The following is a 23,950-nucleotide window of genomic DNA, read 5'->3' on the forward strand; positions in this document are numbered from 1 at the left end:
GGGAAGTTGAATGGCCGAGGCGCATGACGACGATGTCAAGGTGCTGCATTCGATGGGCTATGCCCAGGAATTGGCGCGCCGGATGAGCGGGTTCTCGAACTTCGCCATTTCGTTCTCCATCATCTGCATCCTGGCGGGCGGCATCACCTCGTTTCCCCTGGCCTTGGCAACCGGGAGCGGTTTCGAGGCCGCGATCGGATGGCTGGTGGGTGGCATCTTCGCCCTCGTGGTCGCGGCCTCGCTCGGCCAGATCGGCTCGGCCTATCCCACGGCCGGCGGCCTTTATCACTGGTCCTCGATCCTGGGCGGCAGAGGCTGGGGCTGGGCCACGGCCTGGTTCAACCTGCTGGGCCTGATCTTCGTTGTGGCTTCCGTGAACGTGGGGGTCTTTAGCCTGTTCCAGGGCCTCGTGGCAGGTCCGATCCTGCACATCGATTCCGCGGCCAATTGGGGCTACAAGGAGCAGACGATCGCGGTCGTGCTCATCACCGTCACGCAGGCCCTGTGCAACCATTTCGGCATCAAGCTCACGACGATGCTGACTGACATCTCCGGCTCGATGATCCTGGTCATCACGATCGTCCTGACCCTGACGTTCTTGTTCTGGGGCGCGAGTTTCGACCTCGGCCGGCTGACGACCTTCGTCAACACCACCGGCGATGCCGGCGGCGGCTATGTGCCTTCGCCCCGCAGCGCACTCGTGGCTTTCCTGGTCGGCTTGCTGTACCCGCTCTACACGATCACGGGTTTCGATGCCTCCGCCCACACGGCGGAAGAGACTGTCAACGCCCGCGTGGCGGTGCCGCGCGGCATGCTGCACGCCGTCTTCTGGTCGCTGGTTTTCGGCTTCGTCATGGCGGCTTCGTTCGTGCTGGCGAGCCCCGACCTTGCGGCGACCGCGAAGGACGGCGCCAACGCCTGGTTCAACCTCTTCAACAACCTGCCGGCACCGGTCTTGCTGAAGGACCTTCTGGCGATCGGCATCGTCGCGGCGAACTATGTGTGTGGCCTGGCGTGCCTGACCTCGACATCGCGCATGATCTTCGCCTTCTCGCGAGACGGCGGTCTGCCGGCCTCGGGCCTGTGGAAGAAGGTGAGCCCGACGTGGCGCACTCCGGTCCCGGCGATCTGGCTCGGCGCCGTTCTCGCCATCGCGGCCACCCTCTACTCGCCGGCCTTCGCGGCGCTCGCGGCCGGTTGTGCGCTGTTCCTCTACGTGTCCTATGCGATGCCGGTCGCGGCCGGCTTGTTGGCGGAAGGCAAGACCTGGACCGAATTCGGCCCGTTCCGGCTGGGCGCCCTGTCGAAACCTCTGGCGGTCATCCCCGTCCTGGGTGTGCTGGTCCTCATGTATGCCGGAATCCAGCCGCCCTTCGATATTCTCATCAACTATGCGATCGGGTTGGTCGTCCTGCTTCTCGTGCTCTGGTTCGGGCTGGAACGCCGCCGCTTTCAGGGGCCGCCGGTCGGCCGCAACATTGCCCAGCGCCAGGCTGAAATCGCTCAGGCCGAGAGGGCTGTCGGCCAGACCGCCTGATCGGATCCGCGTCGCGGTCGCGGTACGGATTGTCGGCGCCGGAGTTGGCGTGCCGGGCGGCACGACCTATGGTCGCGCCACACCGATCCCCGGACACGCCCGCGCATGAGACACGTTCAGCCAGAAGGCTCTCACTTCATCGGAGGCGGGTTTCGCACCGGCGAGGGTGAAGTCATCGAGAGCCGTTACCCGGCGACCGGCCAGGTCACCGCGCGGGTCGATGCGGCGAGTGACGCCATGGTGGACGCGGCGGTGCAAGCCGCCCGCGCTGCGCAACCGGCCTGGGCGGCTCTGACCGGTGCCGAGCGGGGCCGCATCCTGCGCCGTGCCGCCGATCTCCTACGAGCCCGCAACCAGGAACTGGCGGAGATCGAGACGATCGATACCGGCAAGCCGATCAGCGAGACGCTCGTGGCCGACGCCGCCTCGGGGGCGGATTGCCTGGAATATTTCGGCGGCATCGCCGCCTCGATCGCGGGCGAGCACATCGATCTCGGGCAGTCCTTCGCCTACACGCGGCGCGAGGCTCTCGGCGTGGTGGGAGCGATCGGCGCCTGGAACTATCCCATCCAGATCGCCTGCTGGAAGTCCGCGCCCGCACTCGCCTGCGGCAACACGATGGTGTTCAAGCCTTCGGAGTTGACGCCTCTGACGGCGCTCAAGCTGGCGCAAATCTACAAGGAAGCCGGGTTGCCGGACGGCGTGTTCAATGTGATCCAGGGGCGCGGCGCAACGGGTCGCGCGCTGGTCGAGCATCCAGGCGTCGACAAGGTGTCGCTCACCGGATCGGTCGCAACCGGCCGGGCCGTGATGGCGGCGGCGGGCGCCGGCATCAAGCCCGGCACCATGGAACTCGGCGGCAAGTCGCCGCTCGTCGTCTTCGACGACGCCAATCTCGACAATGCCGTCGGTGGCGCGCTCTTGGGCAACTTCTATTCTTCGGGGCAGATCTGCTCGAACGGCACACGCGTCTTCGTGCAGCGCTCCGTCCGCGAGGCCTTTCTGGAGCGCCTCTTGAAGCGCACCGAGGCCATCCGACTCGGCGATCCGCTCGATCCCATGACCCAGATGGGCCCGCTGATTTCGGCCGCGCAGCGCGAAAAGGTCTTGGCCGCCATCGCGGCCGGCCGGGAAGAGGGCGCAACGCTGCTGGCTGGCGGCGGTATTCCCCGATTGCAAGGATTGGAGCAGGGTTTTTTCGTCCAGCCCACCATCTTCGCGGACGTTCAGGACACCATGCGACTGGCCACTGACGAAATCTTCGGGCCGGTCATGTCCATTCTCGACTTCGAGGAAGAAGACGAAGTCGTCTCTCGGGCCAATGCCACCGAGTTCGGCTTGGCCGCAGGTGTGTTCACCAGGGACATCCAACGGGGACATCGCGTTGTCGCGCGATTGGATGCCGGCACATGCTGGCTCAATACTTATAATTTGACGCCGGTCGAGATTCCGTTCGGCGGGGTCAAACGATCAGGCTTCGGGCGCGAAAATTCTCGGGTCGCGATCGAACACTATACACGGATCAAATCCGTGTATGTCGAGTTGGGCAATGTCGCGGCGCCGTATTGAACGGCTTCCGCGAGACGCATCCGCCACAGGAATGAACTGCAGCTAGGCCGCACGAACCCCGGCCTTGACCAGACCGAACAGGTCGCGTCGTCCCTGCCGCAAGGCGGTCGAAACCGCTTCCACAATGACGCTCCGGGACGTTCCGGAATGGCCACGCGATGTCTCGACGCGCCGCACCGCTTCGTTGAGCAGAGCCAATTCATTTGCCGAAAAGCGGGATACACCGTCTACCGTCATTGACATTACCCTCCGCAACGCCTCGTCGATGGCCAGGAGCTTAAACGCTTTATTGGCCATGTCTCGATCAAGGCAATCTTAAGTTTAACGCTGAAGTTGCGTCAATGTTCCGCCTTATTCGAATAGCGGAACGAGCGTCATGGCCGGGACCAGCACCAGGCCGCGATCGGTGATGCGGATCTCGGGAATGACCGAAAGCGGGATGAGATTGAAGCCCATATAGGGCAAGGTACACCCGGCGCGATCCCACTCGATCTTGAGCCGCTGCATGTCCTCCGCCACGGCGGTCACGCGCTTGTCCGACAGAAGTCCCGCGATCGGCAGAGGCACCAGCGCCCGTACGTCCCCGTCCACGACCACGCAGACGCCGCCCTGATGCTCGGCGATGGCCCGCAGTGCGACCTGCATATCCGGTTCATTCGTGCCCGCCACGATGATGTTGTGGCTGTCGTGGCCGACGCTGCTGGCGACCGCGCCGCGCTTTAGGCCGAAGTCCTTGAGCAAGCCATGGGCGACATTGCCGGGGCTGCGCCCATGGCGTTCGATGACGGAGACGAAGCAGAGCCCGTGCGCCGCAAGCAGGGTCGGCCAATCTGCTGCCGGCGCGATTGCCAGTCGCTCATGGATCAGCGTGATGCCCGACGGCGCCGTGCGGATGACATTGGCGGTGCAGGGTTGAGTCGGCAGGTCCGGCAGCAGCGACACGCTCTCGGGCAGCTTCACCGTCGTGTAGGCGGCAGCCGGATAGCGGTAGCGAGCTTCAAGGGCGGCATCGAGCGCCGGCGTGATCTTCCGGTTTTCGACAACGAGCTCGCCGCCATACCAAGTGTTCTGCGGTTTCAGCGTATCGTCGAGCAGGACGAGATCGGCCCGCCGCCCACCGCCGAGACCGCCGATTTCGTTATCCATGCCGAAGCGTGTGGCGCCGTGCAGTGCGCCCATGCTCCAGGCCCGCTCGGCTGGAATGCCTGCTAGGACGGCTTGGCGTACGACCCAATCGAGACCGAACAGCAAGAGGTCGTCGGCATCGCGGTCGTCCGTGCAGACCGCGATGCGTTTGGTCGAGGCCCCGAGTTCCGTCACGGTTTTGATGGCTTGCGGCAGGCTGTGCCAGGGGGTGGTGGGTGGGCCGCCGCGCAGGAAGATCCAGACGCCAGCGTCAAGCAGGTCGTCTGCAATGTCGCGGTCGATCGCCTCATGCGTATCCGTGACCCCGCTCGCCGCATAGGCGGCCACGAAATCGCGCCCATAGATATGGCCCGAGACTGGACGTCCCCGGGACAAGGCGGCGGCGATGATCGCATGGCTGCGCTCGTCCCCCAGGGTGACCGGCACGTAATCCATCTTCTCGCCGAGCGCGACCGCCTCGGGCCAGCGGTCGAACAGGGCCGCGATCTTGGCGGCCGTGAGATCGCCGCCCGCCGTCTCGAGATCGGGCGAGGTGGCCGGCACCGTCGAGGGCACGGTCAGGAAGATGGACAGCGGCGCCGCGCGGGCGTCTTCCAGCATGGCTTCCACACCCGCCACATCCATGACGTTGCCGATCTCGTGACTGTCGCAAAAGATCGTCGTCGTGCCATTCAGCAGCGCCGCCTCGGCATAGGCACAGGCGGTGACCATGCTCGATTCGATGTGGATGTGCGGATCGACGAGGCCGGGTGCCAGGATGCCGCCTCTCGCGTCATAAATGGTGGCGCTACTCCCGGTCTTGCGATGGGTTCCCGCGGGCTTCGTGGCCGCGATCCGGCCCTGGGAGACCCAGACCTCACGGTCATCGAGCATGCGCTCCGTGTAGGTCGACAGCACGCGAGCCCCGGTGATCACGAGATCAGGGCTTCGGCGCTCCGATGCGACATCCGCGAGATGACGGGTGAGGGCGGCGAGCGGCGCAACGGCGAATCGGTTGATTTCAGGCATGGCACACCGCATCTCGGATGAAACTGGCCAAACCTGCCCGACGGATCCACGCGGCGTCAATTCGATGCGTGCGAGGGAGGAGCCGGGGTGCGACAATCGGGATCTCGATCGTTGCAGTATCGTGTCAAACGGATGTTACAAACAAACTATATACTTTTTGATTCGGTCACGATCTGGTGTTCTCAAGTATCCGCAAAGCATCGCTGCGTGTGAAATGTGGTAAAATTGCTTCTATCGTGTCTACTCTTCGGTAATGCTGCTCACGCGACTGTGTTGTGACAGCTTTCTCGCTTATGGCTGGCGACATCGCAATTGAGTGCCTCGGCGCAAGACGTAGGTGCAGTTGGAGTCAGCAATGTTGTTGGGTTTTTTGTTTAGCGAACGCATGAAGGCAGAACGCGCCTCGCTTCTGATCCATCGCTTGACCGGAGGCGTTGCCTCTTCGGCCCTCGTTGCTGCGGTGATGGCGACGGCGGCAAGCCTCGCTCCGATGTCAGAAGCTGCCGCGCAGACGGCTCCGGCTGTGGCTGCAGGATCTGGGCACCGTTTGCCGCATCACGTTCCACTGCGACGCGAGACGCATCCGCCGCGGGCTCCCGAATCATCTCAGGGGCAGGTTACCAACGCCAATGCGACCGCTCCCACGGCCGGCGTGTTTCCCTTCATTCCTCCGTATTTCGCGAAACTTCCGGGCGCGGGACTTTCCGTGGATACCAAGGGCATTGGCTACGCCACCGATGACAAGGCGATGCAGTTCCGCATCGGCGGCCGATACCAGGAAGATTTCTCCTCCGCCAGCACCTCGCCGCGTTTGCGCAGCACACGCACGACGCCGCTCGTCGGCGCTGATGGCATCGACTCGCGTCGTGCCTTCGTCGAGGCCTATCTGACGCTCAACAACGGCCTGTCGGCCGTGTTCCAATATGACTTCGCTAACGCGACGCAGCCGATCCAGGACGGCGTGCTGTCGTACCATGCGCCAAACACCAACGTGATCTACACGATCGGTAACTTCAAAGAGCCTTTCAGCTTGAACCAGCTGATCAGCGACAACAACACGACCTTCACCGAGCGCTCGTTGATGGACGGTCTTGCTCCAGCACGTAACTTTGGTGGCGCGATCGCGACATATGGTGACCAGTGGACGGCCACCGGTGGCGTGTATGCTGGAAATGCTAATAACACACTGACCGACAATGGCTTTTCGGGAACTGCGCGCGTCACCTACGCGCCGATCCTCGAGAAGACCCAATTGCTCCACTTCGGTATCGCGGGTTCGTATCGCTCGCTCGACCAGGCCGCCACGGCGTCCTTCAACAGCCGTCCAGAGGATTTTCTCGAGCGCGCCCTCGTGAACACCGGCACCCTGACCCACGCCGATTCCATCGAGCGGATCAACGGTGAAGCGATTTACCAGTTCGCGAATATGCGTGTGCAGGGTGAATACACCTACGTGAACGTCTCCGGACAGAGCGGGACATCCGACCGCTCCTTCCAGGGCGGTTATGTCGAAGGCGCTTGGGTCGTCAATGGCGCTGGCAGGCCTTACCGCGTCGCTGCGCCTTACGGCTCGGAAATGGCGGTCCTGCAGGGCGTTCAGGTGGAAGATTTCCAGCGTGTGTCGAACGGCGGTTTCGGCGTGTTCGAACTGGGTGTCCGCTACAGCGCCCTCGATCTCAACGATCGAGGCCCACGTGTCTTGGCGCAGCGCGCCAACGGCGGTTCCGAGCAGGACCTCACGGCCGGTCTCAACTGGTATCCCGACCGCAACATTCGCATGATGGCGGATTATGTGCACGGCTGGGTGTCACCGGCTGCTTCGATCACCGAGGTTGCGACGCCGCGGCGAGAAGTTGAGAGCGATGCCTTCGTGGGGCGTATGCAGCTCTTCTGGTAATCTCGAAAGACCGCGCCCGCGGGTCGGAGATTCATCCAACCCGCGTGGCCACCATGAAGACCCGTTCGAAACCAAGCAATCGAAGACCGTCCGCTCGTGCCGGATAGGCCTCTTCAAGGCTCGCTTGGTAGCGCTTGAGAAACTCTTCCTGTTCGGCGGGATCGAGGCGGTTCAAAAACGGGCGTAAGCCGGTCGACCGAACCCAATCCACGATTGCGGCGGCTGACGCCAGGGGATGATGATAGGTCGTGCGCCAGACGTCGACCGTCTCCGCATGACGAATGAGAAGATCGTAATAATCGTCCAGGGGCGGCAGAATGGTCCGGTCCGCAGCGGCGGGGGCGAGCCGATCGGCCCAGGGGCCTTGGCTGGCAACACTCCGCATAAGGCTGTGTGACGGCGCGCCGAGATTGTCCGGCATCTGGATCGCGAGCGTGCCGGCCGCCGGCAGATGAGCCATAAGTCGCGGCAGAAGCGCCGCGTGATCGGGCAGCCACTGCAGGACCGCATTCGCGAAAATGACATCGGGCGGGGTCTCCGGACGCCATGCCGCGAGATCCGCGACGGCGAACCGGCAGTGCGGAAGTCGAGCCTGCGCGGTCTCGATCATGGCGGGTGATGTGTCGATCCCGATGATCTCCGCTTCTGGAAAGCGGGCTGCGAGCAGTTCCGTCGAATTGCCGGGGCCGCATCCCAGATCAACCACCAGCTTGGCGGTCTTTCGCCTCACACGGGACAGGAGGTCGACCGCAGGTTGAGTCCGCTCGGTTTCGAAGCGCCGGTAGCGGTGAGGATCCCAGTCTGTCATCGTCGTACCATGGCTATGCGCGCGGGATTGCAACGCTATGGCGACGCCTTAACCCAGGCCAGCGGGCGCGTATACGCGGCTGTGGGGTTCGAGATCAGGGCTCGCCTGCGGGGTGCCGCCGCCTGGAGCGCAACGCGCGCGAAGCCGGCCTGAAGGGTGGGACGGCCGCATCGTCCTTGGCCTGGAACACGCGGAGAGCGGCCTGCTCCCAGGAAGGCCGGCCTTGAGCAGAAAGGCTCGATGTCTCTCCGGTCGTCGGCCCTGCCGGTGCCTTTGGAGGGAGAGAGGAAGGTACGCCGTCTCGATCTTCGGTTTTCATAGGTCCTTTGGGGGCGCCCACAGGTGGATGCGCGGCGGCACCCGTCGCCTCGATGCGGGCAAAACTTGAGGTTGGACGAGCGAGCCGTGCTTCCGGTTTGCGGACGTACTCCCGATGCCGCCGGCGGGGAGGGGCTTCATGGCTCACCGCTGTACTTGCCGCTTCAGAATTGGGCAATGAATCGCCGATCGCGGCGGGAGCGCCTCGAAGGATTGGACCGGGCCTCTCCGAAGGCAGGCCCAGCCAAAGCCGGCACAATTCGTTACAAGGCATTCTATTCACATCGGACGCGCGCGCCGCTTGGGCTCCGCAGGACGCAAGTAGAATTAATAGAAAAAATAATATTCGTGTCATGATGAAGGTCGCCGATGATTAATAGACTCGGCATGATCTTCTAAAGGTGAGGCATTCCAGTGTCACGTCTGGCTCCGACGTACCGGATGCCGTACCGCGCCGTCCGAAATCTTCCGCAGTGGCGTCGGATTGCTTTGCGGCAGTCAAATGGCCGGTGAAGACCTGTCCATGGGCGCCGCCTCGCCGAAGCCGTGCATGCGCAGGCTCCATTGCAGGGCCACAAAGGCACCTTTGACGCGCGGCAGCAGGATCAGCGAAAGAGCTGCCGTCATGCCGCAAAACACGAGAGCCTCCAGCCAGAACGGCGCTTCCGGCCAAAACACTTCGAAGGTCAGGAGGAGGCTGACGATGACATGCCCGACGATGAACATGGTGACATAGGGGGGCGCATCGTCGGCGCGCTGATGATGCAATTCCGCACCGCAATGCGGGCAGGTGTCGTTGACCTTCAGGTAAGCCCGGAACATGGCACCCTCGCCGCATTGCGGGCACCGGCCCCTGAACCCCCGCCAAAGAGCCTGAAGCTTCGCGCGCGGCGGCTCATCCATAAGGGCTGTCGGATAGCTTGTGCTCATCACTTTCGTCTCGTCTTCATCATCTTGGCCTTCGCGCTGTCCGAACGTCCGCGCGTCTTACGCCCTGCGGTCTTGTCGTCGCCTGCGCGACCGTCCGACGTGCGGCCCCGCACCAAGCGACCACCGGGTCCGACAAGGCCGAACCGAAGGGCGCCCGCGAAAGGCGCGGCTTCGAGCAGCTTGGCTTCGACGATGTCGCCGAGCCTGTAGGCCTTGCCGCTGCGTGTCCCCACCATAGCCCGGCGGGCTTCATCGAAGCGAAAATATTCGTCGCCGAGAGTCGAAGCCGGCACGAAGCCGTCCGCGCCGGTCTCGGTCAGCTTGAGAAAGAGACCGGCCCGCGTGACGCCCGAGATGCGACCCTCGAAGGTTGCGCCGATCTTGTCGACCAGGAAGCCCGCGATCAGCCGGTCGATCGTCTCGCGTTCCGCCGCCATCGCACGACGCTCCGCGGCCGAAATGCGTGCGGCGATCTCGCCCAGTTGCGCGGGGCTGAAGTCTGGCAGCCCGTCCGAGCCAAGGCCGAGGGCGCGAATGAGGGCCCGATGGACCACGAGATCGGCATAGCGCCGGATCGGCGACGTGAAATGGGCATATCGCCTCAGATTCAAGCCAAAATGCCCGTAATTCTCGGCCGCATATTCGGCCTGGGCCTGCGAGCGCAGCACCACCTCGTTGACGAGATGTTCGTGTTCACTGCCCCTGACGCGTTCGAGGATGCCGTTGAACTGGGCCGGTCGAAGGGCCTGGCCCTTGGCCAGACGGATGCCGATCGTGGCGAGAAACTCGGAAAGCGCGTTCAGTTTCGCGATCGTCGGCTCGTCATGCACCCGGTAGATCAGACTTTGCTGCTTGGCTTCGAGCGCCTCGGCGGCCGCGACATTGGCCAGGATCATGAACTCTTCGATCAGCCGATGCGCTGCGAGCCGTTGCGGCACCACCACACGGTCCACGGTCCCGTCGGGCTTCAGCAGGATCTTGCGCTCGGGCAGGTCGAGGTCGAGCGGCCCCCGTTCGTCGCGCGCCCGCGCCGTCGCCTCATAGGCGGCCCAAAGCGGGCGCAGGACTGGCTCGACCAACGGCGCCGCGGTGTCATCCGGCGCCCCGTCGATCGCCTGCTGGGCCTGCGCATAATTGAGCTTGGCGTGGCTCCGCATCATCACGCGGTGGAAACTATGCCGACGCTTGCGGCCGTCAGCGCCGATGACCATGCGGACCGCCAAGGCGGGACGGTCTTCTTGGGGCCGCAACGATCCGAGATCGGTCGAAATCCGCTCCGGCAGCATCGGGACGACGCGATCGGGAAAATAGACGGAATTGCCTCGGTCGAGCGCTTCGCGGTCGAGGGCGGTGCCGGGGCGCACCAGGGCGGCGACATCCGCGATGGCCACGGTGACGATGAACCCGCCTGCATTATCCTCGGCCGGGTCGGCTTCGGCATGGACGGCGTCGTCGTGATCCTTCGCGTCGGGCGGATCGATCGTGACGAGGGGCAGGGCCCGCCAGTCCTCGCGGCCCGCGAGCGTGGGAGCCTCGGCCGCTTCGGCCTCGCTCAAAGCTTCGGGACGGAACACGGACGGAACGTCGTGGATCTGAATGGCGATCATGCTGACCGCCTTCTCGCTTTTCAGCGAGCCTAGCCGCTCGACCACGCGGACGAGTTGAAGCCCAAAGGGTGTTCCACGGCCGATCGGCTCGATCGCCACGAGATCGCCGTCGACGGCCTCGCCACGGAATTCGGGCGGGACCGTCCATTCCTGCGCGGCGGCTTTCTTGTCGACCGGCGACACCCGCAATCCGCCGTCGGAACGGTCGTGGAACACGCCCAGCATGCGGCTTCGCTGACGTTCCAGAATTTTGATGACGCGGCCGACCGCGTGAGTCGCGTCGGGGTCGTCGGCCGGCGCGATCCGCACAAGCACGCGGTTGCCGACGCCGGGCACAGGCGCGCCGGGACGCGGCTTCCGGGGGAGATCGATGAGGATGCGTGGAGCCGCACCGAGTTCCGCCGTATCCCAATCGTTCGGCACCGCGACGAGATCGCCGTCCCGGTCGCGTCCGGTGATGTCGGCCACGAGAACAGTCGGCATCGACCCCGCGCCCCGCAGGCTCTTTCGACGCTTCTCCAAAGCGCCCTCCTCCTGCAGTTCGCGCAAGACGCGTTTCAACTCTGCACGATCGCTGCCCTTGATCCCAAAGGCGCGCGCAAGCTCGCGTTTGCCGAGAGGAGCCGGTTTGCGACCGCTCTCCTTCGCGGCCGCGACCTCCTGCGCGATGAGGGCCAGGATCTCGGCTTTTGTGGGGAGGGGCGTGGAAGCGGACATTTCAAACACATATAGTCGGCCTCTCCCGGCAATACGAGACGCGTTATCGGGACCTCTTCCTCGCGCATCGCTTGCGAAATGCGGGTCGCGCTTGACAGGCGGAACCCGATGGTGGAGTCCGGCCCCCATTTCCAACATGCGGACTGGGTCTCATGGCGATCGCATTCGTGTTTCCGGGACAGGGGTCGCAGGCCGTCGGGATGGGCAAGGCCCTGGCCGACGCCTTCCCGCAGGCCCGGGAGGTCTTTGCGCGTGTCGACGCGGCGCTGTCGCAACCCTTGTCGCGCCTGATGTTCGACGGTCCCGAAGCAGAGCTGACCGCGACCGCCAATGCTCAGCCGGCCCTCATGGCCGTGAGCCTCGCGGTCGTCCGGGTCCTCGAAGCCGAGACAGCCTTCAAGGTGGCGGACGCGACCTTCGTGGCCGGTCATTCGCTGGGAGAATATTCGGCCCTTGCGGCTGCGGGTGCGCTTGATCTCGAAACCGCCGCGCGGCTGCTGCGGCTTCGTGGCGAGGCGATGCAGCGGGCGGTTCCGGCCGGTGCGGGCGCCATGGCGGCGCTGCTCGGCGTGGACGAGGATCAGGCCCGTGCGATCGCCGCCGAGGCCGCTCAGGGTGATGTGTGCGACGTCGCCAACGACAATGGAGGCGGCCAGATCGTGATTTCGGGCACCGCCGCCGCCGTCGAGCGGGCAGTCGCGGGCGCCAAAGCGCGGGGCGTCAGACGCGCCGTGATGTTGCAGGTCTCTGCGCCTTTCCACTGCCGCCTGATGGCGCCTGCCGCGGTGGTCATGCGAGACGCGCTCGCCGGTGCCGACATCCGGGAGCCTGTCGTACCCGTGGTGGCCAACATGCTGGCGCGCCCGATCAGCGCTCCCGCGGATATCCGCGTCGCGCTGGTGGATCAGATCTGCGGCACGGTTCGCTGGCGCGAGAGCGTCGACTTCATGGCGCGGGCCGGCGTCACGGAGTTCATCGAGGTCGGGGCCGGCAAAGTCCTGTCGGGTCTCGTCAAGCGCATTGCGCCGGAGGCAGTCGGCCGTTCGGTCGGCACCCCCGACGAGGTCGCGGCTCTCGCGTCGCGCTGAGCGGCGCCCATCAGCATCAGGATCAGGAGGAACGCCCGTGTTCGAACTTTCGGGAAAAACCGCTCTCGTCACCGGCGCAACCGGCGGACTCGGCCAGGCGATCGCCCGGACCTTGCACGCCCAGGGCGCGAGCATCGCGATCTCCGGAACGCGGGCCGAAGTCCTCCAACGGCTCGCGGAAGAACTCGGGGAGCGAGTCCATTGTCTGCCATGCGATCTCAGCAAGCCCGAGGAGGTCCAGGCTCTCGTGCCGGCCGCCGAAGCCGCCCTCGGTTCGCTCGACATCCTCGTCAACAACGCCGGCGTCACGCGCGACCGTTTGTTCCTACGCATGAAGGATGACGACTGGCAGAGCGTGCTCGACATCAATCTGACGGCTGGATTCCGGCTTGCCCGGGCAGCCCTCAAGGGCATGATGAAGCGCCGGGTCGGCCGCATCATCAGCATCACGTCGGTGATCGGCACCACCGGCAATGCCGGCCAGGGGAATTACGCGGCCTCGAAAGCGGGCCTAGCCGCCATGTCCAAGTCGCTCGCCGCTGAGGTCGGCAGCCGGGGCATCACGGTGAACTGCGTCGCTCCTGGCTTTATCGTCAGCCCGATGACGGATGCATTGAACGACGCCCAGAAGGAACGGGTGTTGACCAGTATTCCGGCGGGCCGATTCGGCGCTGGTGGAGACGTGGCTGCTTGCGTGGCGTTTCTGGCAAGCGACGAGGCCTCCTATGTCACGGGCCAGACGTTGCACGTCAACGGAGGAATGGCCATGATCTAGACCCGGTGGCGAAAATCTCGCCATCATGTCGGTGTCATGCTACCAAAGCCAAGCCAGCTATGCCAAGAATATCGGCCTGAGGAAATTGCCTTTCTGCAGCGAATATGCTTCCAACGCGGGCGCCGATGGCGGCGACGCGAGACGGCGAGGTTGCGACAGCATCCCGATTGTCCGCCGATGCTGCCTCGGCGCTCTTTGGATTCAGCAACGCTCACGATCAGAGCACCAAGTACCAAACAAGGAATGACAAGATGAGCGATGTCGCAGACCGCGTGAAGAAGATCGTTGTGGAGCACCTCGGCGTCGAGCCGGACAAAGTGGTCGACAACGCGAATTTCATTGACGATCTGGGTGCCGATTCGCTCGACACCGTCGAACTCGTGATGGCGTTCGAAGAAGAGTTCGGCGTCGAGATTCCGGACGATGCCGCCGAAACCATCGTGACGGTGGGCGATGCGGTCAGGTTTCTGGAAAAGAACAAGAAGTCCTGACGACTGCCGCCCCGCGGTTCGCCAAGAGGCCGTATGCGTCTCGGCCAAGGCGGGGCGGAGCCGATGCTCCCACCGCTGAGGACTTTTGCATCGACGACAAAACCGAATATGACGGTGATTGTCACAAAGCCCGCATCGAGATGAAATGGCGGGTTGCAGTTAAGGATCGCATCGGGTGAATCTGGGACGTCGGGTCGTTATCACCGGCTTGGGTATGGTGTCTCCGCTCGGCGGCGACGTCACGGCGAGCTGGTCTCGTTTGCTTGCCGGGGAAAGTGGGGCGCGAACGGTCGAAACCTTCGACGTGTCCGATCTTCCGTGCAAGATCGGCTGCCAGGTTCCACGTGGCGACGGCCTGAATGGGTCGTTCAATGCCGACATGTGGATGGAGCCCAAAGAACAACGCAAGGTCGATGATTTCATCATCTTTGCCGTTTCGGCTGCCACCCAGGCTCTCGCGGATGCGGGTTGGGCACCGAAGACCTATGAGGATCAGATCGAAACGGGCGTCCTGATCGGTTCCGGCATCGGCGGCCTCGGGGGCATCTACGACGGCTCGGTTCTGCTCAAGGACCGTGGTCCCCGTCGCTTGTCGCCGTTCTTCATTCCGGGACGCTTGATCAATTTGGCGAGCGGCTATGTCTCGATCATGCACGGGCTCAAAGGTCCGAACCACGCGGTCGTTACAGCCTGCTCTACGGGTGCGCATGCGATCGGCGATGCTGCCCGCCTCGTGGCCTTCGGCGACGCCGAAGTGATGGTGGCAGGCGGCGCGGAATCCGCCGTCAACCGCCTGAGCTTCGCGGGTTTCTGCGCCTGCCGCGCCTTGTCGACGGCCTTCAACGACCGGCCTCAAGCGGCATCGCGCCCCTATGACAGGGATCGCGACGGTTTCGTCATGGGCGAGGGCGCGGGCTGCGTCGTGATCGAGAGCCTGGAACATGCCAAAGCCCGTGGCGCCAGGATCTATGCGGAGATCATCGGCTACGGTCTGACCGGTGATGCCTATCACATCACCGCGCCTTCCGCCGACGGTGACGGTGCCTTCCGGTGCATGAAGGCCGCGCTCAAACGCGCTGACCTCGAGCCCTCCGCCATCGACTACGTCAACGCGCACGGCACGTCGACGCCGCTCGGCGACGAGATCGAACTGGGAGCTGTTCAGCGTCTGGTCGGCGATGCGGCCGAAGGGCTGACGATGTCGTCCACGAAGTCGGCGATCGGCCATCTTCTCGGCGCCGCGGGGGCCGTCGAGGCCATCTTTTCGGTGCTGGCGATCCGTGACCAGATCGTTCCGCCGACGCTGAACCTGGACAACCCGTCCGTGGAGACGCCCGTCGACCTCGTGCCGCACCGCGCCAAGTCGAAGCGCGTGGCTGTCGCCCTGTCCAACTCGTTCGGGTTCGGCGGCACGAATGCTTCGCTGGTCTTCCGCCACATCGATGCCGCCTGACGATGGGCGTGGCAGCGCCGCATCAAGGCGGGTAATTCAATCCGATCGAAGCCGCGCCGCCATGACGGCGCCGTTGTTGTCACGCCAGCATGGGGTAGACATCGGATATCTGGCGATGCGAACTGTCCTCAGGTCGTGTGAAAGGTGGCGTCGTTGAAAAGCCCGAGGGAAGCCCTGCAGCCTGACGCGGCGCCGCCGCCGCCGTCGCCTGCGCCTCGCCACAGACGTGCTTCCCTTACGTCGATTTTGAGCGGCGTCCTCTCGTTTCTGATCGTCGTCGTCGTTGTCGCCGTAATCGGTTGGTCTTTTCTGTCGGAGAAGATCACCGCGCCTGGGCCGCTGCCCGCCGACAAGACGGTGAACATCCCCAAAGGCGACGACGTCGAGCTGACGCTCGAGGAGAACGGCGTCATCGACAATGCGATGTTGATGAAGGCGACTTTGCTGCTCGAACGCAGCCGAGGCAGCGTCAAGGCGGGCGAATACCTGTTCAAGCAGAACGCCAGCCTGCAGGACGTGATCGACACGCTGATCTCGGGCAAGCAGGTGCTGCATGCCTTGACGATTCCCGAGGGCCTCACGAGCCAGCAGGTCGTTGACCGCATGCGTGAGAACGACGTGCTGGTCGGGGACCTCAAGGCCGTGCCGCCGGAAGGTTCGCTGATGCCGGACACCTATAAATTCGCGCGCGGCACAACCCGCGAGCAACTCGTCCGGACCATGCAGCAGGAGGAACGCAAGGTGGTGTCCGACGTTTGGGCACACCGTACATCGGACACCGTGATCCGCTCGCCCTACGAGCTCGTGACGCTCGCGTCGATCGTCGAGAAGGAAACCGGCAAAGCGGACGAGCGGCCCCGTGTGGCCGGGGTCTTCATCAATCGCCTGTCACGAAATATTCCCCTGCAGTCCGATCCGACCATCGTGTACGGGCTTGTGGGCGGCAAAGGCACGCTCGGGCGGGGCATCCTCAAAAGCGAGGTCGACCAGAAGACGCCTTACAACACCTATGCGATCGTCGGTCTTCCGCCTGGGCCGATTGCCAATCCCGGCAAGGCGGCCCTCGAGGCGGTCGCCAGTCCGTCGCGCACCAAAGAGCTTTACTTCGTCGCCGATGGCACAGGAGGCCATGCCTTTGCGGAGACGCTGGATCAACATCGCGCCAATGTGCTTCGGTGGCGCCAGATAGAGCGGGACGCGAAGGACAAGGTCGCGCCCGACGCCGCCGGAAGCGTGCCGCCCGCGCCCGGTACCACACCTGGTGCCGTGCCGAAGAACCAGCGCGGCGACGCGGGTCAGGATGGCAACGTGTTCGGCGACCTTCTGCCGACCGGCAATGCGGCGTCCGGCTCCCGCTCCCCGGATCGTTTTGCCGCGATGCCGCTCCCGGTCATGGGAGACACGAATTTCGCGTCATCGGGCGCGAAGGCGGCGGCAGCCTCTCAAGCCAATCCCTTCGACGATCTCGACATCGAAGTCGATGGTGTCAGATCCAAGGAAGCGCCTCCGGTGTTCGCCGATACGGACACCGAGGCCGACACGACTCCGGGTCCGGCCGCCAGTCAGATGACGTTCGCGCTTTCGGCACAGCGGCAGGCAGAGATGCGGGCACGGGAATCGGCCTATGGGCTGCCGGCCGCGTCATCCACCCTGCAGCCCGACCGGGTGCAGACCGCCGCGGCCCCCGAAGCGGCACCGCCCCTGCCGGGCGGCAAAGTTCGGATTTTCGACGCGTCCGAAGGGACGCCCCTCGATCCGCTTCGGGATCACTCCTACGACCTGATGACCGCCAAATCGGTTCCCGCCTTGAAGGCGCTGCCGCCAATGCCCGCCGGGATGGCACGCTGATTTTAGCCGTGCTGCGCTGGCCGATGATCCGTTTCGGTCGGGACCTCTGGACCTCGATGCTGAAATCGCGCAGTTTGCCGATCCCGTTCCGAGCCTCGCAGTCATGATGATCGCCAATCCGGCCCTGCAAACACCCCCCCGCCGCAGAGGCCTCATGCTGATCCTCTCGTCGCCGTCGGGCGCCGGGAAGACGACGCTGACGCGCCTCTTGCTGCAGAATAGAGACGTCGACCTCACCCTTTCGGTGTCGGTGACGACACGCGCGCGCCGGTCGAGCGAGGCCGATGGCATCCACTACCATTTCATCTCACGCGATCGTTTCGAGACGATGCGGGACCGCGGCGAACTGCTTGAACATGCTGAGGTTCATGGCAATTACTATGGGACTCCGCGCGGCCCGGTCGACGAAGTGCTGTCCAACGGCCGCGACGTCCTGTTCGATATCGATTATCAGGGGACGCAGCAGGTGCGGGCCAAGGCGCCCGAGGATGTGGTGACGATTTTCATCCTGCCGCCTTCGATCCACGAGCTTCGGTCGCGGCTGGAGCGCCGCGCCGAGGACGCGCCGGAAACCATTGCGGCTCGACTCCGCGCGTCACGCAACGAAATCACGCGCTGGACCACTTACGATTACGTCCTCGTCAATGACGATCTGCAACGGACCTTCCGTGACGTGCTGGCGATCCTGACGGCCGAGCGTCTGCGCCGCGTTCGCCAGGAAGCCGCAACCGCGGCCTTCGTCAGCCAACTCCTGAGCGAGCGCTGAGGGTCAGGCGCTCCCAAAGTTGAGCCAGATGGACGAAGCCTGTGACGTCGACTTCTTCGGCCCGCTTCGTGCCGTCGATACCGGCCGCCGCGAGAAAATCGGGAATGTCGATCGTCTCTGCGAGTCCGGGGACGCTCTTGAGAGACTGGCGAAGCATCTTCCGGCGCTGACCGAAGGCCGCGAGCGTCAAGGCCGATAGACGGCCGAGCGGGCAGGGCGCAGGATCCCGGCGTGGGATGAGTTCCACGACAGACGACATGACCTTGGGCGGCGGCGTAAAAGCCGCAGGTGGCACGTCGAACAGGATGCGAGACTGCATTCGCCACCCGCACAGGACCGCCAACCGACCGTAATCGGCGCGTTGTGCCGGCGTCGCGACGATCCGCTGCGCAACCTCGCGTTGGAACATGAGGACCAGCCGATCGAAGCGCGGGGGCCAGGCGGCGGTCTCGACCCATTTGACGAGCAGCGCCGTGCCGATGTTGTAAGGAAGGTTCGCGACGATCCGTAACGGCACTTCGGCGTCCGTTAGGCTGCACGGATCAACCGACAGGGCGTCGGCCTCGATCACGTCGAGGCGGCCAGGGAAATGGGCGCCGATCTCGGCTAAGGCCGCGAGGCAACGTCTGTCACGTTCCACGGCGACGACGCGGGCCGCGCCCTGCGTCAGCAGGGCCCGGGTCAGGCCGCCAGGTCCGGGTCCGACCTCGAACACACATACGCCTTCGAGAGGTCCCGAGGCGCGGGCGATCTTTCCAGTCAGGTTCAGGTCGAACAAAAAGTTCTGGCCAAGCGCCTTCTTGGGGTCGAGCCCATGCCGTTCGACGACCTCTCGAAGCGGCGGCAGGCCATCGGCGGACAACGACCCGGTCACGCGAAGTGCCTCGACAGACCCGCTGGCGTCGCCTCAGCGCCCATCTGTCGTATTGGTGACGCCGAGGTTGCTCGATCCCTTCGCCGAGGCCAGCGTCCTCAGAGTAAGCTGGAACATGACCGTCTGATCACGGCTCTCGACATTGGCGGCCGTGGTGTAGGTCTGGGAATAGTTGATGCTGAATGTCGTGCATTCGTCGTTGTAGCCCACACCGAAGCCAAGCGACGCGAGCGCCGGGTGGTTCACAGCAAGATCGTAGGCCCCGGTGACGCTGTCATACTTGTGCGGGTTGAGATCCAGAACGGTATTGGCGCTCACGAAGTAGTGCTGGAGGAAATCGTAGCGGCCCGTGAGCAATACGCCCTCGCGGACGAAAGGGTAGCCGATCAGGGGCTGGGCCTCATAGCGCGAATATTGCACCGTCGTCGTGAGGTCGTAGGCTTTCGCATTGGCCGCGAGGTCGATCGTCTCGGGCGTGAAATCCTTCTGATTGAACCGGCCTTTGGCGATGAACCAGAGATTGGAATTCGGTGCCACTGCGACTCGGCCCACATAGTCCGAATCGTCGGTCTGCAATCCCGAATTGCCGGCGATTTGCGCGACGTCGCTGGACGCGTAGGAATTGTTCCCGGCCAACTGGAAGGACTCGCCAAACAGGGCATTGACGTAGCCATCCTGCTTGAACGTCATCGTGTACTGGCCACCCGCATTGGCCCGGACCCCGCCTTCGACACGATCGTAACCGGAGAACTTGTTCCACTCGAACAAATTGGTGTCGTCGAAAAACAGGCTTTGCGCATCCTCGTTCGGCCGATTTCCGGATTCGGCCTCATTCGGTCGCGCGATGATCTGCGCGATGGGCTCGAATGTGTGGGTCAACGACCCGGTCTGCGCCACGAACGGGTAGCGCCAATCGAGTCCGACGCCGGGCTGGAAGCGCGCGAACATGGAATTCTTGGAGCCGAAGAAATTCGCCTGGTCGGCATTCGAGAGGACCGAGGTGGCGCTGCCATTGGTGAACCTGAACGAATCCGACTCGTTCAGCGACAAGCCTTCGGCGTCGAACCTGGCGAATGCGAAAGGCGTCCAGACCTCGCCGATCGGGTCGATGAACTTGCGCTGCCAGGTGATCTGAGCCGAAGCCCGTTCGTAATTTCCGGCGATACCGCGAACGAAGCAGGACGGCGGCTTGAAGTTCGGCAGGGCGAGATTGGGCGTCGAGGATGTCGGGCACACGTCGTAAAGCCCGAATGCCTTGTCGAGCAACCGGACACCAGTTGACTGGTAGGCCGCGGATTCACGGCTTAGCGCCGTGAAGTTGGTGTCGATGTTGATCTCGCCGCCGATCCCCATGGTCTTTGCCGGGTCGACAGGGATCGTTCGATTATAGTCGAGAACCGGTAGGACGAGAGGCTGCTGCTTTTCGAAATCGAATTGCGACAGGCCCTGGATGTAATAGCCCCGCAGGTCGAAATAGCTGCGTTCACCCTTCCCGGTCAGATAGGCTGTCGAGATCGACTCGCGGACATAGTTTGTCGACAGCGTGTCGTCGCGGAGCTTGTAGTCCTCGAAGAAATACTTGTCCGAGAAGACCGCAACGTCCCAACCGAATTTCCAGCTCGGGTTGATGTAGAATTGGCCGGCCGTCTCGATCGAGCCTCGAAGCTCGCGATCTCCGGTTCCGTAGGGCGCCGCATCAAAGGCTTTGGGGTCGAGCTGGTAGATGCCCGTCGCCCGGATATTGTAGCTGCCGTTGCTCAGCCGTTGGCGGAATTCCGCCTGTCCCAGCACGCCCTGGCGTGTCAGGACGGTCGGCGTGAGCGTGACGTCGTAGTCTGGCGCGACGTTCCAGAAATAGGGAATGGCAGCGCCATAGCCAAGGCGATTGTTATAAAGGAAGCGCGGCGCCAGAAGGCCGCTCTTCTTCGACACGGTCGGATCCGGGCTCGACAGATAAGGGAAATACGCGACGGGGACGCCGTAGAATTCGAAGAAGGCATCCTCGTAATAGAGCATCTGTTCGTCGCTCTTGTGGATGATCTTCATGGCCCGGACCTGCCAGAGCGGCGGCCGTTCGGGGTGCTCCTTACAGGGCTCGCAGGCCGTGTAGGTGCTTTTGTCGAGAACCGCGGTTTCGCCTTCGCTCCGCTCTCCGCGGGGGGCTGTCAGCCGGGTCTTGTCCTTGCTGATCGTGGACAGGCTGTCGATGAAGCCGCTCTTGAAGTCGTCCGTCAGGTCGAAGCGACTGCCGTAGGTGACCGTCCCGTCCGCCTCGGTCAGCTTGGCATTGCCTTCGGCATAGACCCGGTTGGTGTTGCGGTTGTAGATGACCTTGTCGGCTTCCAGCGTGCGGCCCTGGTAGTAGAGCTGCACATTGCCCTCGGCCGACACGACATTCGTGTCCCGATTGTAGACAAGCTCCTTGGCTTCGACCAGAAGCCGATCTTTCTTCGCAGGATCAGTGGTGCCGCTCGGTGTGCTGGTGGGCCGGACTGCCGTCGGAGTGGTCGTCTGGCTCCACGACGGCGAGACCCATCCGGCTGTCACGAGAATGACGGCCATCAAGGCAAGCACTTTGGCAGGGACGGTCTGGCAGGAGATAAAGATACGCGATCTCACATCAACTCACACGAACGGGTGCCCCGCATCAACCATCCTCTTGGTACAGGAGCACAAGCGAACCCAGCATACTCCCGATGATGGCCGGAGACCAAGCCGCGACCGTCGTGCTGATCAGTCCTGCACCGCCGAGATCTCCGACAAGCTTCGTGGAAACGTAAAGCACAAAGCCCGAGGCCACGCCTCCCGACACCATCCGGGCCACGCCACCAAACCGGAAAAATCTTAAGGAAAAGGATGCCGCCACGAGAACCATAGCGACAAACAACAAGGGACGGGCCAGAAGTTTCTGATATTGCAGGCTATAAGCAGTGGCGTCGAGCCCGGCGCGTTCGGTCTGGTCGCGCACCTCTGGCAGTGTCCAGAACGGTACACTCTCGGGCGGGACGAAGGATTGCGTCACCTGCTCCGGTGTCAGATTGGTCGCGAGCAGGTAGGTCTTGTCATCGACAGGCGCCGTATCGGGCGCAAGCACCCGTGCATTTTCGAACGCCCAGTAACCCGGATGCAACTCTGCACGTGGCGATTCGACCCGTTCCATGAAGGCGCCGTCTGGTTCGTACACGAAGGCCGTGACTCCGGAGAGCACGACCCCGCCGTCGCTGGCGCGGGCGGCACGGAGAATCGCCTGCCCGTCGAGTCCCCTTTCCCGGATCCACAGGTCCACCTCGGAATTCGAATCCTGCATCTGGCCGAAGAGCTTGGTCTCCAGCCGATCGGCCCGCTGCTTGAAAATGGCCGAAAGCGGATTGTAGACCATGACGGCGAACAGGCCGAGCAACAGCGCGACGACCAAAGGCGGCGCCATGAACTGCCAGACCGAGACACCCGCCGCACGGGCGACGATCAATTCGAGCTTTCTCGTGAGATTGAGAAAGGCGAACATGGCTCCGAACAGAACAGAAAAGGGCAACATCTGTTCGGCGACGGCGGGCACACGCAGCAAGGACAGAAAGGCCACCAATTGCGCCGTGGCGCCCTTGGCGTCCCCGGACCGCCGGAACAGCTCGACGAAATCGATCAGATAGATCAGCGCGAACATCGTGCCGAAGACCCCGAGCACGGTCCAAAGGAATTTGAGCGAGAGGTATCGCGCCAGCGTGAACCCGATGGCGCTCATGCCGCTCTTGGACGCATCAATGGAAATGTGGGCAGACGCGGGAGAGGGATCGTCGGCCCGAACATGATGAAGCTCGTGACCACTACGCTGACCAGTGGGACCGCATACATGACCAGCACCCCGGACGCCGAACGAGCAGCGAGATTTGACGCGGCAAAGCCCGCGATCCGGACGCTCATGACGACGATGATCGCTGTCACGATCGCCGAACTGCGGCCCTGGCGCGTCGTCCGCGCCTGGCCGAGCGCCGCGAAGGCGATCAGCCCGAATGCGAGCGCATAGAGAGGGTTGACGAAGCGGTCATGGAGTTCGGAGCGGAACTTGCCGTATTGTTGCTTGACGCTCGGATCGTCGGGTTTGAGCCGCATGAGGTCCGCGGTGCTCCGCTCGCGTGGCTTGTACGTGATACTCCCGGCATCGGCGCCGAATTGAGCGAGGTCGATGGCGTAGCTGTCGAAGCCGATCAGGGCGGCATCCCGCGAATTCGGTTGTTGCCGCTGAATACTGCCCTTCTCCATCATCAGATAGCTGGCGTCCTCATTGTTGATCGTCTGTCCAAGCTCGGCGAGATAGGTCGAGACCTTCTCCGGGTCGCGCCGGTCTTGCATGAAAACGCCCAGCAATTCGCCGTTAGGTCCGCGCTCACGGTAGTGAAAGACGAACCCCTGATCGAGCGTCGTGAAGGTGCCGGGCCGCACCACACGGGTCAGGAAGTCCGACCTGACTTCCGTCACGAGGTCACGCAAGGCGTGGAAGCTCCACGGCATTACGTACACGGACATGATGGAAACCACGAGGGCCGCCATGATCGTCAGCAACGCGAAAGGCCGCATCAGACGGAAGGGCGATAGGCCTGACGCGCTCATCACGATCAACTCGCTATCGCTGTTGAGCTTGTTGAGGCTGTACAGGACAGCGATGAACAAGGCGATCGGCGCGATGATCATGACGAGTGACGGCACGCCGAGACCCGTGATGGCCAGAAAGGTCACCAGCGATTGGCCCTTGGTGGTCAGCAGGTCGAATTCGCGCAACGCCTGCGTGATCCAGATCATGAACGTCAACACGCCGAGGGCGGACACGAAGGCCCAGAACGTGGTGCCGAAAATGTAGCGCTCGACCAGTCTCATGGGCGGATCGAGACTGCGGGTCGGTCGCGCCGGCAAGGTCGGAGCGGTTCGACCGGATGAGAAAGCCTAACCTGCATCCGCGTCCTTTCGCCTCCCCGAGACGTCGTAATCCGATCCCTCGTCTCGCGCATCGACTGAGGCCACCGTCGCTGCCGTCATGCTGGCGGCCAGACCAATTAGGCAGTGCGAACGGCATTTTCGGGGCAGCTCCGCCGATCTACCGAAGCGTCACCTTGCCCGCATCTCTTC

Annotated in this window: 18 protein-coding genes; 9 read left to right on the forward strand and 9 right to left on the reverse strand. The window is 63.6% G+C overall.

The window, feature by feature from the left end:
- Nucleotides 1-10 precede the first annotated feature (10 nt).
- Together M8523_RS08480 and betB are read left to right on the forward strand one after the other, a co-directional pair.
- On the forward strand, nucleotides 11-1,537 hold the full coding sequence (locus M8523_RS08480; protein ID WP_282584403.1) for an amino acid permease: 1,527 nt from the start codon (nucleotides 11-13) through the stop codon (nucleotides 1,535-1,537).
- A 105-nt stretch (nucleotides 1,538-1,642) separates the two neighbouring features.
- Nucleotides 1,643-3,106 (forward strand): betaine-aldehyde dehydrogenase, encoded by a 1,464-nt coding sequence (gene betB, locus M8523_RS08485; protein WP_282584404.1) that lies wholly within the window; start codon nucleotides 1,643-1,645, stop codon nucleotides 3,104-3,106.
- Between the two features lie 42 nt (nucleotides 3,107-3,148).
- Here betB and M8523_RS08490 read toward each other — a convergent pair whose 3' ends face one another.
- Together M8523_RS08490 and M8523_RS08495 are read right to left on the reverse strand one after the other, a co-directional pair.
- Nucleotides 3,149-3,343 (reverse strand): hypothetical protein, encoded by a 195-nt coding sequence (locus M8523_RS08490; protein WP_282584405.1) that lies wholly within the window; start codon nucleotides 3,341-3,343, stop codon nucleotides 3,149-3,151.
- A gap of 114 nt (nucleotides 3,344-3,457) precedes the next feature.
- Nucleotides 3,458-5,260 (reverse strand): adenine deaminase C-terminal domain-containing protein, encoded by a 1,803-nt coding sequence (locus tag M8523_RS08495; protein ID WP_282584406.1) that lies wholly within the window; start codon nucleotides 5,258-5,260, stop codon nucleotides 3,458-3,460.
- Between the two features lie 706 nt (nucleotides 5,261-5,966).
- On the opposite strand from M8523_RS08495, the gene M8523_RS08500 reads away from it, so the two are divergent.
- Nucleotides 5,967-7,157 (forward strand): OprO/OprP family phosphate-selective porin, encoded by a 1,191-nt coding sequence (locus tag M8523_RS08500; RefSeq protein WP_282584407.1) that lies wholly within the window; start codon nucleotides 5,967-5,969, stop codon nucleotides 7,155-7,157.
- Nucleotides 7,158-7,188: 31 nt separating this feature from the next.
- Here the strand turns inward: M8523_RS08500 and tam are convergent, their stop codons facing one another.
- The 3 genes from tam to rnr form a co-directional block, all read right to left on the reverse strand.
- The gene (gene tam, locus M8523_RS08505; protein WP_282584408.1) at nucleotides 7,189-7,965 is read right to left on the reverse strand and encodes a trans-aconitate 2-methyltransferase; all 777 of its coding nucleotides are present in this window, start codon (nucleotides 7,963-7,965) and stop codon (nucleotides 7,189-7,191) included.
- Nucleotides 7,966-8,781: 816 nt separating this feature from the next.
- Nucleotides 8,782-9,213: a DUF983 domain-containing protein gene (locus M8523_RS08510; protein ID WP_282584409.1), complete on the reverse strand. Its 432-nt coding sequence runs from the start codon at nucleotides 9,211-9,213 to the stop codon at nucleotides 8,782-8,784.
- Nucleotides 9,213-11,537, reverse strand: coding sequence for a ribonuclease R (gene rnr, locus M8523_RS08515; protein WP_282584410.1), 2,325 nt, complete (start codon nucleotides 11,535-11,537; stop codon nucleotides 9,213-9,215). The genes M8523_RS08510 and rnr overlap by 1 nt, the downstream gene beginning before the upstream one ends.
- A gap of 152 nt (nucleotides 11,538-11,689) precedes the next feature.
- Here rnr and fabD point away from each other — a divergent pair, with 152 nt between their 5' ends.
- The 6 genes from fabD (at nucleotide 11,690) to gmk (ending at nucleotide 17,958) form a co-directional block, all read left to right on the forward strand.
- A complete protein-coding gene (gene fabD, locus M8523_RS08520; protein ID WP_282584411.1) occupies nucleotides 11,690-12,625 on the forward strand; it encodes an ACP S-malonyltransferase in 936 nt (311 codons plus the stop codon).
- A gap of 37 nt (nucleotides 12,626-12,662) precedes the next feature.
- Entirely contained in the window at nucleotides 12,663-13,400 is a 738-nt protein-coding gene (gene fabG / locus M8523_RS08525; protein WP_282584412.1) for a 3-oxoacyl-[acyl-carrier-protein] reductase, read from the forward strand.
- Nucleotides 13,401-13,651: 251 nt separating this feature from the next.
- Entirely contained in the window at nucleotides 13,652-13,891 is a 240-nt protein-coding gene (locus M8523_RS08530; RefSeq protein WP_282584556.1) for an acyl carrier protein, read from the forward strand.
- 175 nt (nucleotides 13,892-14,066) lie between these two features.
- Nucleotides 14,067-15,344, forward strand: a complete 1,278-nt coding sequence (gene fabF / locus M8523_RS08535; protein WP_282584413.1) for a beta-ketoacyl-ACP synthase II — start codon at nucleotides 14,067-14,069, stop codon at nucleotides 15,342-15,344.
- Between the two features lie 246 nt (nucleotides 15,345-15,590).
- A complete protein-coding gene (gene mltG, locus M8523_RS08540; RefSeq protein WP_282584414.1) occupies nucleotides 15,591-17,192 on the forward strand; it encodes an endolytic transglycosylase MltG in 1,602 nt (533 codons plus the stop codon).
- Between the two features lie 103 nt (nucleotides 17,193-17,295).
- Entirely contained in the window at nucleotides 17,296-17,958 is a 663-nt protein-coding gene (gmk, locus tag M8523_RS08545) for a guanylate kinase (protein WP_282584415.1), read from the forward strand.
- Here the strand turns inward: gmk and rsmA are convergent.
- The 4 genes from rsmA to lptF all read right to left on the reverse strand — a co-directional run bounded on the left by rsmA (nucleotide 17,933) and on the right by lptF (nucleotide 23,701).
- On the reverse strand, nucleotides 17,933-18,832 hold the full coding sequence (rsmA, locus tag M8523_RS08550; protein ID WP_428350115.1) for a 16S rRNA (adenine(1518)-N(6)/adenine(1519)-N(6))-dimethyltransferase RsmA: 900 nt from the start codon (nucleotides 18,830-18,832) through the stop codon (nucleotides 17,933-17,935). The genes gmk and rsmA overlap by 26 nt on opposite strands.
- A gap of 33 nt (nucleotides 18,833-18,865) precedes the next feature.
- Nucleotides 18,866-21,394, reverse strand: coding sequence for an LPS-assembly protein LptD (locus tag M8523_RS08555; RefSeq protein ID WP_282584416.1), 2,529 nt, complete (start codon nucleotides 21,392-21,394; stop codon nucleotides 18,866-18,868).
- Nucleotides 21,395-21,479: 85 nt separating this feature from the next.
- A complete protein-coding gene (lptG, locus tag M8523_RS08560; RefSeq protein ID WP_282584417.1) occupies nucleotides 21,480-22,571 on the reverse strand; it encodes an LPS export ABC transporter permease LptG in 1,092 nt (363 codons plus the stop codon).
- Entirely contained in the window at nucleotides 22,568-23,701 is a 1,134-nt protein-coding gene (lptF, locus tag M8523_RS08565) for an LPS export ABC transporter permease LptF (RefSeq protein WP_282584418.1), read from the reverse strand. The genes lptG and lptF overlap by 4 nt, the downstream gene beginning before the upstream one ends.
- Nucleotides 23,702-23,950 lie beyond the last annotated feature (249 nt).

It is taken from the genome of Lichenifustis flavocetrariae (genome assembly GCF_026130545.1).
GTDB lineage: Bacteria > Pseudomonadota > Alphaproteobacteria > Rhizobiales > Beijerinckiaceae > Lichenihabitans > Lichenihabitans flavocetrariae.